Origin of the sequence: Labrenzia sp. PO1 (assembly GCF_012273635.1) — a bacterium.
Classification (GTDB): domain Bacteria; phylum Pseudomonadota; class Alphaproteobacteria; order Rhizobiales; family Stappiaceae; genus Roseibium; species Roseibium algicola.
The window spans coordinates 273,858-286,920 of the sequence record NZ_JAAXCR010000001.1 but is presented as its reverse complement, the minus strand read 5'-3'; the positions used below and the strand labels follow the sequence as shown (position 1 = coordinate 286,920).

10 protein-coding genes are annotated in these 13,063 nt (G+C 56.9%); 2 read left to right on the top strand and 8 right to left on the bottom strand.

Translation table 11 applies throughout. The annotated features are described in order from the left end of the window. Positions 1-153: 153 nt before the first annotated feature. Positions 154-1,950 carry an EAL domain-containing protein gene (locus tag HCG46_RS01400; RefSeq protein WP_023000836.1) on the bottom strand — a complete coding sequence of 599 codons (1,797 nt, stop codon included), beginning with the start codon at positions 1,948-1,950 and terminating at the stop codon, positions 154-156. A 491-nt stretch (positions 1,951-2,441) separates the two neighbouring features. On the opposite strand from HCG46_RS01400, the gene rpsD reads away from it, so the two are divergent. Next, entirely contained in the window at positions 2,442-3,059 is a 618-nt protein-coding gene (rpsD, locus tag HCG46_RS01395) for a 30S ribosomal protein S4 (protein ID WP_023000837.1), read from the top strand. Between the two features lie 99 nt (positions 3,060-3,158). Here the strand turns inward: rpsD and HCG46_RS01390 are convergent, their stop codons facing one another. The 7 genes from HCG46_RS01390 to HCG46_RS01360 all read right to left on the bottom strand — a co-directional run bounded on the left by HCG46_RS01390 (position 3,159) and on the right by HCG46_RS01360 (position 11,736). Continuing rightward, entirely contained in the window at positions 3,159-4,043 is an 885-nt protein-coding gene (locus HCG46_RS01390) for an SIR2 family protein (protein ID WP_168684231.1), read from the bottom strand. Between the two features lie 5 nt (positions 4,044-4,048). Then, positions 4,049-5,026: an AAA family ATPase gene (locus HCG46_RS01385; RefSeq protein ID WP_168684229.1), complete on the bottom strand. Its 978-nt coding sequence runs from the start codon at positions 5,024-5,026 to the stop codon at positions 4,049-4,051. Between the two features lie 244 nt (positions 5,027-5,270). Next, positions 5,271-5,759 (bottom strand): LysM peptidoglycan-binding domain-containing protein, encoded by a 489-nt coding sequence (locus tag HCG46_RS01380; protein WP_077292519.1) that lies wholly within the window; start codon positions 5,757-5,759, stop codon positions 5,271-5,273. A gap of 186 nt (positions 5,760-5,945) precedes the next feature. Continuing rightward, positions 5,946-6,920 (bottom strand): TAXI family TRAP transporter solute-binding subunit, encoded by a 975-nt coding sequence (locus HCG46_RS01375; protein ID WP_168684227.1) that lies wholly within the window; start codon positions 6,918-6,920, stop codon positions 5,946-5,948. A gap of 28 nt (positions 6,921-6,948) precedes the next feature. Further along, positions 6,949-9,060 carry a TRAP transporter fused permease subunit gene (locus HCG46_RS01370; protein WP_168684224.1) on the bottom strand — a complete coding sequence of 704 codons (2,112 nt, stop codon included), beginning with the start codon at positions 9,058-9,060 and terminating at the stop codon, positions 6,949-6,951. Between the two features lies 1 nt (position 9,061). Further along, positions 9,062-10,717 carry a sulfatase-like hydrolase/transferase gene (locus tag HCG46_RS01365; protein ID WP_168684222.1) on the bottom strand — a complete coding sequence of 552 codons (1,656 nt, stop codon included), beginning with the start codon at positions 10,715-10,717 and terminating at the stop codon, positions 9,062-9,064. Between the two features lie 116 nt (positions 10,718-10,833). Next, positions 10,834-11,736: a LysR family transcriptional regulator gene (locus HCG46_RS01360; protein ID WP_168684220.1), complete on the bottom strand. Its 903-nt coding sequence runs from the start codon at positions 11,734-11,736 to the stop codon at positions 10,834-10,836. Between the two features lie 297 nt (positions 11,737-12,033). Here HCG46_RS01360 and HCG46_RS01355 point away from each other — a divergent pair, with 297 nt between their 5' ends. Beyond that, positions 12,034-13,017, top strand: coding sequence for a TRAP transporter substrate-binding protein (locus HCG46_RS01355; RefSeq protein ID WP_023000843.1), 984 nt, complete (start codon positions 12,034-12,036; stop codon positions 13,015-13,017). Positions 13,018-13,063: the final 46 nt, after the last annotated feature.

Sequence of the window (13,063 nt, the reverse complement as noted above, 5' to 3'; positions counted from 1 at the left end):
CTGGCCATCGGTCGCCCGGATCGAGCCACACAGCAGCACAAGGCATCATCCCGAACGTGCCCTCCTATGAGAGGTGCGCTCAGAGCCGTGTCCCGCCGGTCAGGTGAGGACGTGCAACGTGTTCCCTGAGAAGTGTAGAAGTGTGGCTTGGCCTCACGCAGCCAGGCATTTGACGGCCAGGCCGTCGTCGGAGCGCTTGGCTGCGCGCTTCAGTTCCATGATCTCGTGGTTGAGCGTATCGGGATGCAGCGTCAGGCCCTTGGGCAGGCTGAGGATCGATATGGAACACTGCAGCAGCGGGAACTGCCGCGTCGTGCCGAAGCGGTCCTGGGCTTCGATGAAGCCGCGTTCCCGGTGCTCGGGTTCATAGAAGCTTTCGACATCCAGGCGGAATGCACGTTTCAGCGCCAGCATGCGCGCAGCAACATCGGTCTGGTCGACATTCTGGAAACCGGCGAAGAAATCGTCGCCGCCGATATGGCCGTAAAACGTGCCTGATCCTGAAATATGACGCTGCAGCAGTTCGCTGAACAGAATGATCGCCCGGTCACCCTGGCGATAGCCATAGGTGTCGTTGAACGGCTTGAAGTTATCGAAGTCGAAATAACACATATGCCGGTCGTACGTGCCCTTGCGCCCGCTTTCGGCGATGAACCTGGAAATGGCCCCATTGCCGGGCAGGCGGGTCAGCGGGTTCTGGTCCTGCGCTTCCTGAAGACGCTTTTCGTGAATGATCTTCAGAAGAGACGTGGCAGACAGGAAACCGGCATAGCGGAAGTTCTCGGTGATGATGATGCCATCCGAATTGATAGAGGAGGCAAAGGTCACCAGCAGCATGTCCGCATTGGAATCAATGTCGGCGATCGGGCAGGCGCGCACAAAAGAGCGCAGCGGGAAATCGAGGGCTGCCTTGGCATCGTCGTCGTCCGGTGCGCCTGCGTAAAGATAGGCTTTCAGGTCGCGTTCGTGGATCAGGCCGCGCGGCTCGTTGTTGGCATCCACTACCGGAACCACACTGGCCTCCTGGTTATGGACCACCATGTCGAGCAGGTCGTTCATGGAAGCGTTCGACTGGATGGTCGGTACCTTGATCAGCTCGTTGCGGATCCGGTCCAGCTCCTCCCGGCGCTTGCGGCCGACACCCGGCGCGCGCACATGGTCATAAAAGAGCTTGGCGGAAGAAGCTTCCTGGAACGGCTTGGCGACGAAGTAGCCCTGGATCAGGTCGCAGCCGGCTTCCCGGCAGGCCTTGAACTCGCTCTCCGTTTCAACACCTTCGGCAATCACCCTTGCGCCCAGCACGTGCGCCAGGTTGGCCACCGTGGTGACAAACAGCTTGCGCCTGGCGTCGCAATCGATGCCGTTCAGGAAGAAACGGTCGATCTTGACGTAGTCGGGCGACATGTCGTGCAGCAGACGCAGCTCGGAAGAGCCTCGGCCGAAGTCGTCAAGCGCGATCAGGAAGCCCAACTGGCGCAGATCGTTGACGGCGTGGTGGGTAACGTCGGTGAAGGTCTGCTGGTGCCGCTCGGAAAATTCCAGACAGATCTGGTTCACCTGCAAGCCGGCTTCCGCCACAAGTCCTGCCAGCCGCATGCGCGGATCGTTGTCCTGGCCGAGGTCGCGTCCATCCAGCTTGAAATAGAGTTTGGTGCCCTGGGCGATCTTCAACCTGCCGAAGCGGTTCATCGCCTTTGCCAGAAGATGGGCCTCCAACTGGGGCAGATATCCTTCGGCGTGGGCAAAATCGATCAGTTCGTCAGGAGATTGCGCACCGACAAGATCGCAGTTCCGGATCTGGGCCTCATAGCCGTAAACAACACCGGTGCCGATATCGACGACCGGCTGAAGGGCATAATCCAGTTTCGCCAGCGTGTCCTTCGGCGTACGACAGAGCAAGCCGGGCGCTTCCGGAACTGTCTGAAGAACTGGTTGACGATTCGCTGACATTCTAGATCCTATTGCCGAGGTCCGGCCGATAAGCTTCCGTTGTTTGATGGGGTCTCGGAACAGTCCGTTGCACTGATATTATTCGCTATGGTTGCAACGGCGATTGCATAGTGAAAAGCTGCAATTAAAAATCTCTAAATGTATGCATTGTTTTCCCCATTTTGTGGACGCTACGTCATAAATTATGGCAATGAATTCCATCTGAACCGTTAAATATGCCTGCTTGTCCGACAAAATAAGCAGAATTGGCCGGGTTCGGCGGGTCTTTTCCGAAGCGGACCGGGTGCACGGATTGACATTTCAAGGCTCTGCCTGTATCTCCGCGCGGTCCGGCAGACAATGTCTTCCGGATCTACGCACCCGTGGGCATCCGGCCGGCGCCGTCTAGCCGGGTCCCTGTCGATCTGACCTTTCCGTCGCAAGACGGGTTGTGACGATAAAGGAGGGCGCGTTTCCTTTTAAATAACAACGCGAATTCAAAGGAAACCGCGATGTCGAAGCGCCATAGCGTTAAGTACAAAATTGACCGCCGGATGGGCGAAAACATCTGGGGTCGTCCGAAGAGCCCGGCCAACAAGCGTGAATACGGCCCGGGTCAGCACGGCCAGCGCCGCAAGGGCAAGCTGTCCGACTTCGGTGTTCAGCTCCGCGCAAAGCAGAAGCTGAAAGGCTACTACGGCAACATTTCCGAAAAGCAGTTCCGCAAGGTTTATGCTGAAGCGTCCCGTATGAAGGGTGACACTTCCGAAAACCTGATCGGCCTGCTGGAGCGCCGTCTGGACGCCATAGTCTACCGTGCGAAGTTCGTCCCGACCGTTTTCGCAGCACGTCAGTTCATCAACCACGGCCACGTGAAGGTGAACGGCAAGCGCGTCAACATCTCGAGCTACCAGATCCGTCCGGGTGACGTGATCGAAGTTCGTGAAAAGTCCAAGCAGCTCGCCCTGGTTCTGGAAGCAACCCAGTCCGCAGAGCGTGATGTTCCGGATTATATCGACGTCGACCACAACAAGATGACCGCGACCTACTCCCGCGTTCCGGGCTTCTCTGACGTACCGTACCCGGTACAGATGGAACCGAACCTGGTGGTCGAGTTCTATTCGCGCTAATCAGCGCCGAATACGGTTTGACGGAAAGGCCCGCCTCTGGCGGGCCTTTTCTTTTGGAAAAATCGATCGGGTGCGTGTCGCTATGGGATAAACAGAGGTCTACCAGTTGTTGTCTTCTGTCAATGCAGTACGAGCGTCGCCCACGAGGCTGAGTAGGGTATTCATCGCGTCTACTAGGCCAGAATGGTTTTCATCGATTTTTTTGTAGGTTAGGGTTTTTAGATTTCTATTTTTTCGCAAGGATTGTTTCAAATCGTTGGGCAAATCTGAAGACGTTAAGAAATAATGCGGATTAACTGATCCAGGTGTCGAGCTAAAGGCTTGATTTTCTAAAAGCAGATTGACATCCGGATCGCCGTAACCGCAGCCAATAAATAGAAAAGTATGTGTCATAAGTGCTGCATCGAAGGCTGAATAAAACAAGCTGTGGCTAATTCTTGCCTTTGAATACTCTTCTTGTGTGAAAATCAATGTCGCAGGAGAGGATAAATTGCCATGAACTTTAATGATATATCTTGCATTTCCTCTCAGAAATTCACAGACGTCAACATCGTTATAGTTTTTAACGAATTGAGAGGTCTCATTTATTTCTCTTGATTTATTTTCGTAAATATCGTCGAAATTTAATGAGAAAACTACTCGGGCATCTAACAGAGCAATCAATTCATGTAGCGCGCCGGGAGAGTATTTGGGATCCACGAATTGGGATCGCAAATATGCTGCCCAATCTTCATCAAAACGGGCTTTTAGCCATTCACACGCGTGAAGTAAGTCGCCATCACTAATTGCTTTGAAAATATGTTCTGTATCTGGTCCGCGCCCGATTTTCTCAGCAGCCTCCTTGAGAAACGTTTTCCATATTGGGGGCTTCGTAAATCCATCGACACCAGTGGCATGCCGAGAAACTCCCGAACCAATGACTAGTACAACTCTTCGGCGAGCAATATCTCGCACTAATTGGGGCGGCCATTCGTCTGTAAGCATCGAATCTACGAAACCCTTGATGAAATGCCAATGGAAACTTCTTTAAAAATCTCTCGAGCTTCCTTCACTTTTGCAAAATGAGCTCCGACAACCCCATCGCTACCTGTCAGCGAAAAAATTGGTTTGCGACGTGATTGTGACATTGGGGCAAGGCTGTGAAGATTTGGTATTTTTCCAATTTCAAAAGGTAATGGCGGGCGTAGATCTCCGGTAAAGTGAATATTTATCTGGTCGTCGATCTGTTTTAGTATTTCATCGAATGATTTTACCGGTCGTCTTTCGCCGCTTGCATCTCGTTTTGCAGTATACTGTTGAGATACGTATCCAATGAAACTGGCGCCTTTTGCAGATTTTGCGGTTTTTACCTGGGGATTGTTCTGGTCGAGTAACGGGCTGTTTACCGAATACTCCCAATGAGCTCGCCATTTACTCATCCATTTACTTATATTCTCGAACGCTTTTAGCGAGAAAATATCAATAGACATAGGGCTTACAAAGTAATCGCAGCTCAGCAAAACTGTTCTATTTATTGCGCCAAGTGAAGGGCTTACGTCGAATAAGACATAATCGTAGTTAGTGAGAGTTTCCAGCATTTTTCGAAAAACTAGTGTACTGGAAAGTCCGCGTAGCGTGTTTAAACTGGCCCATTCTTCAGCCAGAAAATCTTCTGCCATAGAAAGGCCAGGACTTCCACAGACCACATCAACGCTAAAAGATGCAGATCTCATAATAGGAACAGTTTTTGTGTGACCTTCACCCGCCATAAGACCAACAAAAAGCGATTCTATGTTTTTTGATGTGTCATTAAGAGATGGTTCTAAGTAATTGTCATGAAACAAATATTGTGAGGCATTGCACTGTGGGTCACAGTCCACAATACAAATCTTTTTCCCCATTTCCTGGGAAAGAAAAGCGGCTACATTGCATAATAGTGTTGTCTTTCCCACTCCGCCTTTGTTGTTGAAAAATACGATAGACTTCATTTTTTTCTCCGGTAGTCGAAGTGAAAAGCTATGGTTTTCTATATTTATCTTTTACAGGAAATTATATTCTTACCTTAGCCTGCTTACTGTACAATAGGGTAGTTTGTTTGTGTGATCATTAATTTTCGCCCACGCAAATTAATTTTTTTGTTCGATTTGTCACCCATTTCGACTGAAAACGACTTAACGGTAAAGACCGGTTGTGTGTACTTCAATTGAAGCGATTGTTTCTGATATCCGGGCGTCAGATGTCGTTGCGCGGTATTCGAAGAACCTGACCCGGGAAAATAACGTTTGGACTGCTCAGGATGTGCTGGTTGGCATCGAAGATCGGCTGATAGTCGCCGGTGCCATACTGGTCTTGCGCGATCTTGGTCAGGGTGTCACCCGACTTCACCGTGTAGGGCTGCCAGCCACCGTATCCCGCCAGGATCCTGGGGCCGAACAGGACAGGGATGACGACGGACGGGCCATTTTCGTTGCCGGTGTCGTCAGCCAGGGTCAGGAACAGGCGATTGAGCTGAAACTGGTTGGTGTCCGGGATATCGATAAATCCCTGAAACTGCTTGAGGCCGAGTGAGCCTACCTGGGTGAAGGAGGCATATTCGTCGTGTCCTTCGGAAACCCGAATGCTCAAGGTTCCTTCGAATGCGGTCGCATTGCCCGCGATCAGTATTCTTGATCCCACCAGATCAAACGGCTGTGGTTGCTGAATATCCAGAGTTACAGTCATATCAATACCTTCCGCGTAAAAAGTCTCAGGTATCTTCCGCTGCCCCCAGCCGACTTCGATAAAGGTACAACGTTTTGGCGGAAAACCGATAGATGCAACTTTACCGGGGGTCTGCGCTCACGGCTGGAGACCCCCGGTCTTGGTGGATTTGCCGGGCCGCTTTTCGTCGGTCAGGGCCAACGCCGGTTATTGAACCCCGATTTCCTTGTAGTAACGGGCAGCCCCCGGGTGGAACGTGGCCGTGCCGAGTGTCTGTGCGGCATAGTCTGGCGACAAGGCCTTGGCCCAGGGGGCATCGGTTGTGATGCTGCCAAGGTTTTCCCAGAAGGCCTTGGTGATCCGGTAGACGAGTTCTTCGTCAAGGTCCGCACGCACACCGATCCCGACAGCCGTGTCGTTGGACATGACCGGACCGTCATTCACCTGGTTCTCGTAGAGACCTGCCGGAATTTCAGCCCGCTGGCGGAACTTGCCGAGGAACTTGTCCACTTCTTCACCCTGGTCGTCTTCCGGCCCGATGAAGCGGACTGTCTCGGTTTCGGTGAACTGGATGAACTGCTGGCACGGGTCGATGCAGCCGTTGACATACATTTCCACCTTGCCGTCCAGGAAGGACTGGAAGCCGGTTGCCCAGTTGGCCTTCATGGCGTCGTAGTCCTCGCCGGCGACAAGTCCGGTGGTGGCCTCGATCCAGCCCTTGGCTGCGTTGTACGCACCGCCACCTTGCGGTCCGAGGAAGACCGTTGCACCTTCGATGTCATCCAGAACGGTGATGTCGCTGTCTCCACGAACGGCGAAGTGATACTGGCCGTAGGGGAACCACATCAGCACCTGCACATTCTTGGCAAGTTCCGGGGCTTCCGGCTCGTTCTTGTACATGGCCGCACCGTTACTCATCAGGATGTGGATGGTGGGCGAGATCATGTACATGTCGAGATTGCCGCGAGCGGTTTCCATCTGGTGCAGCGTTGCCGCGCCGCCGCCGGCGACTTCGATGGAAACATCGTCGAGCTTGTCCGTCACGATGTTGGCGAAGGTCGCCATGGTGATTGCCTGACCGAGGCTTGGCTCTATGGTCTGCATCTTGAGCGTGGTGTCTTGAGCCGACGCAGAGCCGGCCAGCATCAGGCCGGCAAGGGCTGTAAAGGCAAATCGTTTCATTCCGTCCTCCCGTGGAAAATTGCTCTTTTCATTGTGATGGATTGGGCGCGGCGTCAGGGCTCCGGTGCCGCATTGCGTGAAAGGCGAAGTCCGCCAGGGTCAGAATCGCGGCTGCACCGGCAATGGCCACGTGCGGCACCAGAACCAGCAGGCCGAGGCAAATGCGCAAAATACGCTCCCAGTACGGCAGGCGCCCCCGGTCAAACCCGGCCAAAGCGGAAGCGATCGACCACATGGCGAGCGCGAAAGCGGCGATGATCCAGAAGAACGCTCCCCAGGAGACTGTCGCGAGATCGACCATCGCCTTGCTGTCCGGCGCGCCGGTGCCGAACCAGGCGAACAGCACCTGCAGCTTGTAGAGAACCGCCGGGTGATAGACGAAGACAAAGGGGATCAGGAAGCCGGCAATGCCGATCCGGGCCGCTTCGAAACCCGTGCGGATCGGGTCGGCCCCGGCAATCGGGGCGGCGGCAAAGGCGGCGAGCGCAACAGGCGGGGTAACCGTGGACATGACCGCAAAGAAGACCACGAACAGGTGCAGCGTCAGTTCGGGGATACCAACCGCATCAATGCCGGAAGAGAGCGCGATCACGATAATGAAATAGGTTGCGCCAGGCGGCAGACCCATGCCGAGCACGATGGCGCCGAGGGCAACGACCACCAGTACGAGCGGCAGCGGCCCGCTGGCGAGCTGTGTCAGCAACAGCGCAAGGCGACCGGCAAAACCGGACACCTGGATCAGGCCGACGATCAGTCCGATCGCCGTGACGATGACGACGATCGTAGCCGCCATGCGACCCGCGTTGACGAACGCCTGCCAGAGGCGTGTGCGGGACCGGAATTCGCGGAACAGGACCAGCGCGGAGACGATGGCGGCAACAAAGCCGTAGAACCCCGCCTTGGGTACGGACGGCTGGCTGAACAGGAAATAGGTAAGCACACCCAGTGGCACGACAAACACGAGGCACTGCACCCATTCCTTGCCTGTCAGTGGCGGCCGTTGCTCTTTCGGCAGGGCCCCGATGCCAAGACGCCGGGCCTCGAAATAGACCGTCAGGAAGGTGGCGAAGTAGAACATGATCGCGGGCAGGATGGCGGCCACAACGATGTAGCGGTATTCCAGCCCGATCTGTCCGGCGACGAAGAAGGCGACAACCCCCATCACCGGCGGCATGATCTGACCGCCCGTGGAAGCGGCAGCTTCCACAGCCCCGGCAAAGGCCGGCTTGAAGCCGGACTTCTTGATGACGGGAATGGTCATCACGCCGGTGGAGACCACGTTGGAAATCGCGGCGCCGGAAAGCGTGCCGAATAGGGCGGAGGAGGCGACCGCCGCGTGAGCGGCACCGCCGACGAGCCCGCCGGTGAGCCGGTTGGCGATCTTCAACAGCAGGTCGCCCGCGCCCGAAGCCATCATCACCGCACCGAAAACGATGAAGATCAGCACGCTGCCGGAGACGACCTGCAGGGGCTGACCGAACTGGCCACCGGTCTGGGCCCAGAAGTTCAACACCATGGCGCGCAGGCTCTGCCCGAATGTGGAGTCGGATCCGGCCAGAATGCCGGTCCAGTCCGGCAGGTAGCCGCGAATGAAGAAATAGACCACCCAGAAGAGGCAGAAGGCGACGATGAAGCCGCCGAACATGCGCCAGGTCAGATAAAGCGTAATGGCGGTGGCGATCGGGAACATCACGAAGTCGATGGGGCTGGCGCTTGGCAGCGCACCGCCGTCAGTCGCGAAGATCTTCAGCATCCAGGACACAAAGGCGGCGAGCGCGAGCAGCGTCAGCGCCCAGTTGAGCCAGCGCCAGGCGCGGCCCCGGTGCAGTGTCAGCAGACAGATGGCAAAGGAAAAGACGATTGGCAGGCCGATGATCAGCCCGGTCGGCAGCAGGAAGGATCGTTCGAACGAGCGGTAACCAGCCCCAAGCCAGTGGTCGCGAAGCAGAGCGCGCTGATCGCGGCGCGACAGTTCATCGAAGCCTTGTGTTGTGATCTCAATGAACCAGCGGACAAAATCCGTGATCGGGCCGGAGGCCGCATAGGTAACGATCACGAGCACGAAAAGCACGGCGAGACAGTCGGCAATCCACTTGTCGCTACGGGCAATGGCCGGGGTGTCGCCTGTTGCCGTGCTCACCTCAACGTCCTCCCTTTTCGGGCGAAACATGATCCTGCAGGGCAGGGCCGCGATAGGCCTCGGTCAGTTCCTCCGGCACTTCCGATCCATCCTTCAGGAAGGGAAGAATACCGCGCCGGGCGGACTTGCCGCGCATGGCGGCGATATCGGCATCCGACCGCGTCACACGCTGCGACATACGCCGGCCCCAGCGGGCCAGTAGGTCGTACATGCGGGCGATCTCGGCCTCATGGCCGTCGGCCTTGGCCAGGTCGTGGAATTCTTCCGGGTCGTTCTCAAGGTCGAACAGCATCGGCCGGAAACCGCCTTCGGCATGGATCAGCTTGTAGCGGCCGTCGAACACCATGAAGAGACGGGCATCCTTGGTGCTGACGCCAAGGGAGGCGCACATGGGGGTGACGGAATAGTCGTATTCGCTGATGACCGCCTCTCGCCAGTCGGGCGTCTCCCCGCGCAGCCAGGGGCTCAGACTGCGGCCTTCCAGAATGTGGCCGGCTTCGACCCCGCCGGCAGCTTCCAGAAATGTCGGGGCAAGGTCGATCGCCTCCACCAGTGCGTCGCAGGTGGTGCCTCTTGTGGCATCGGCTTCGGATCGCGGATCATAGACGATCATCGGGATCTTGACGGAAGGCTCATGGAACAGGTCCTTTTCGCCGAGCCAGTGGTCTCCGAGATAATCGCCGTGGTCGGAGGTGAGCACAATCATCGTGTCCTCCATTCGGCCTGTCTCTTCCAGGTAGTCCAGGAGCCTGCCGAGCTGGTCGTCGCATTGCTTGATCAGGCCCATGTAGGCGGGGATGACCTTTCGGCGCACGTCGTCCTGCTGAAAGGCGGCCGCAATCTTGTTGGCCATGAAGGCCGCGTAGACAGGGTGGGCGTTGTCGCGCTCGACATCGGCGCGAACCGCGGCGGGAACGTGGTTCTGCCCGTACATGTCGTGGTAGGGCGCCGGCACGATGTATGGCCAATGGGGCTTGATATAGCTGACATGCGCGCACCAGGGGGCAGTTGCCTGTTCAATGAATTCGATCGTGCGGGTCGTCAGCCAGGGTGTTTCGCTGTCTTCCTCGCGGATATTGGCGGGCTTGTCCGCATTGTCGAACATCCAGCCGGACGCCTTCTCGCCGTTTTCGACGCCGGCGTTGGCGAAATCCGCCCAGGGGTTCTCTCCCGCATAGCCGCGGGACTTAAGGTATTCGTTGTAAGGCGAACGTTTTTCGTCATAAAAGCCGTCCGGCCCTTCGCCCCAGAGACCGTCGTCCCGCACCCAGACATCAAATCCGCACTCGGCCTGCCGGGCGCCGATGATGCTGTCCGGGGACAGCCCCAGCCGGGTCATGCCTTCCGCATCCACTTTCATGTGCGTCTTGCCGATAAGCCAGCAGTCCATGCCGGCCTTGCGCAGGTGATCGCCCAGCGTGTGTTCGCCGACCCGGAGCGGGAAGCCATTCCACTGTGCCCCGTGGGAGGACGCATAGCGCCCGGTGTAGAAGCTCATCCGGCTGGCGCCACATATGGGGGATTGCACATATGCGTTGGTAAAGCGCACGCCCCTGGCAGCAACCCGGTCAAAATTCGGTGTGTGCAGATACGGGTGTCCCGCGCAGCTCAGATAGTCGAAGCGCAGCTGGTCGTACATGACGAACAGGATATTCACTCAGATGTCCTCCCAAGGTGCCGCTTCTGCGGCCTTCTTGGGGGGAAGATTAGCACTCCAGAGGTATATCCCTCAATTAACTCGAACTCATGGATATAACTTCAGGTTATATCCAATCATGTCTGAGGAGCGCAATTGCGGCCTTCTTCGCGAACGATGTCTGCAAAGGCGAGGGCCGCAGGCGTCAGCAGCCTTTCCTTGGTCCAGGTAAGGGCAATATCCACCGTCAGCATGCTCAGGTCGACAGGCAGCGCCGTCACGGACCACCGTTCCCTGACCTCGTCCACAATGAGCGATGGAAACGAACAGACGATGTCGGACTGTTCCAGAACGGACAGAATACTGAGGATCGAATCGGAGCGGATAACAGGGGCGGGCCCTTGCAGACCGTGCAGGCGGAAGAAGTCCTGAAAAAGAGGGCGGCGGCTGCTCGGGCCGATAACGGCCCATCGTGCGTTCAACAGGTCCTGCGGTTTTGACAGGTCCTTCAGGTAAGACTGCTGGCCCGCAAGGAAGGTCACCGATGTCGTCAGCAGCGGTTCGACATGAAGCCCAGCCTTGGGCTGTCCGTCAGGAGCCGGGCCGATGACGAAATCCGCTTCGCCCGACCTCAACGCGTGAAAGGCCTTCGGGGCGTGACCTCCGGTGATGTTCAGCTCGATGCCCGGAAACCGGTTCTGAAACCGGCGCAACACCGGCGGAATGATCTTCAGTGCGGCCAGCGGTGACACCACCACTGAAATCATGCCGACATATTGCCCGCGTGACTGGGCGACATCTTCCGAAAGCTTTTTCAGGTCGCTTTGGATGCGGCGACAACGGTCGATAACGGTCTGGCCTTCCAGTGTCGGCACGATGCCGCTCGGCACCCGGTGAAACAGAACAACGCCGAGATCGCCCTCGATCTTCTTCAACGCCTTGGTGATTGCAGGCTGAGATTTTCCAAGGACCTTCGCGGCGGCCGCCAGGCTTCCAAGGGTCGCGACAGCGTCGATCAGTTCCACATATTGGGCTTTCACGCCATGGGCCTTCCGGTTGATTTCTGGCAGAGCCAGACTGTGCCAAAGTTCGGTTGATCAGGCTACAGAACGCTGCATTTCGGCTTGGGACAAGGGGCGGAAACCGCCGTTATCGGGCTTGCAGCAGGTGCTGGTACTTGCTCTCATGGTTTTCGCAACAGGTGTGATCAATTCCATTTGGTTATCGGTCGATCCTGTCTTCCCATTATTCTTGGCAACGGACTTTCACTAGGTTCCCTTAGGTGGGAGTTGACGTCCGTCGCCGGTCGTCGGTCCCGTCAAGTGGAGGAGACATCAATGAACAAGATACACAAGGGCCTTTGTGCAGGCCTGCTCGCGTCCGTCTTTGCTTTCGGTGCGCTGCCCGCGCAGGCCGAGACCTACATCGTTGCCGTTGGCGCAGCTTCCAACAGCTTGCAGGGCCGCAGCGCGCAGAAGTTTGCCGAGGAGCTGCAGGCGCGCCTCGGTGATGCCGACAAGGTCGAATTCTATGCCGACGCGCAGCTGGGCGACGAGAAGGAGCTGATGCAGAAGCTGCGTCTCGGCACCGTGCAGTTCACCCTGATTTCGTCCATCATGACCAACGTGGCGCCGGAATTCGCTCTGTTCGACATGCCGTTCCTCGTCAAGGACCGCGAGCATCTGAAGGCCATCGATGCCAATCTGGTCAAGACGGAACTGGCTCCCAAGGCTGAAGCCGCCGGTCTTCACGTGATTTCGACCTGGGAAAACGGGTTCCGCCAGATCACGAACAACTCCCGCCCGATCAACACACCGGCCGACCTGGACGGGCTGAAGATCCGTACACCGTCTTCCGAGTGGCGTGTCGCGATGTTCAAGGAGTGGGGCTCCAACCCGACGCCGATGGCATTTTCGGAAGTGTTCGTGGCCCTGCAGACCGGCACCATGGATGGCCAGGAAAATCCGCTCACCAACATTGTCGGCGCCAATTTCCAGGAAGTTCAGAAGTATCTCAGCCTGACAGGTCACGTCTATTCGCCGACCTACCTGACGACGGGTGCCGGAACCTGGGGCAAGCTGCCGGAAAACGTCAAGACGGCCGTATCCGAAGTTGCAGCTTCGGTGCAGGACTGGTCGCTCAATGAAGGCGAGACTGCGGACAGGGAGCTGGTCGACAAGGTGCGTGCCGCCGGGGTCGAGGTGAACGAGGCCGACAAGTCCGCTTTCATCGCAGCGTCTGCGCCGATCTACGAAGCCTTTGCAGCAAAGGTTGAGGGTGGCGACAAGCTGGTGGGGCTGGCGCAGAGCCTTGCCGACTGATCAAACAAGACACTGACAAAACAGCCGGCCGGGTCAACCGGCCGGC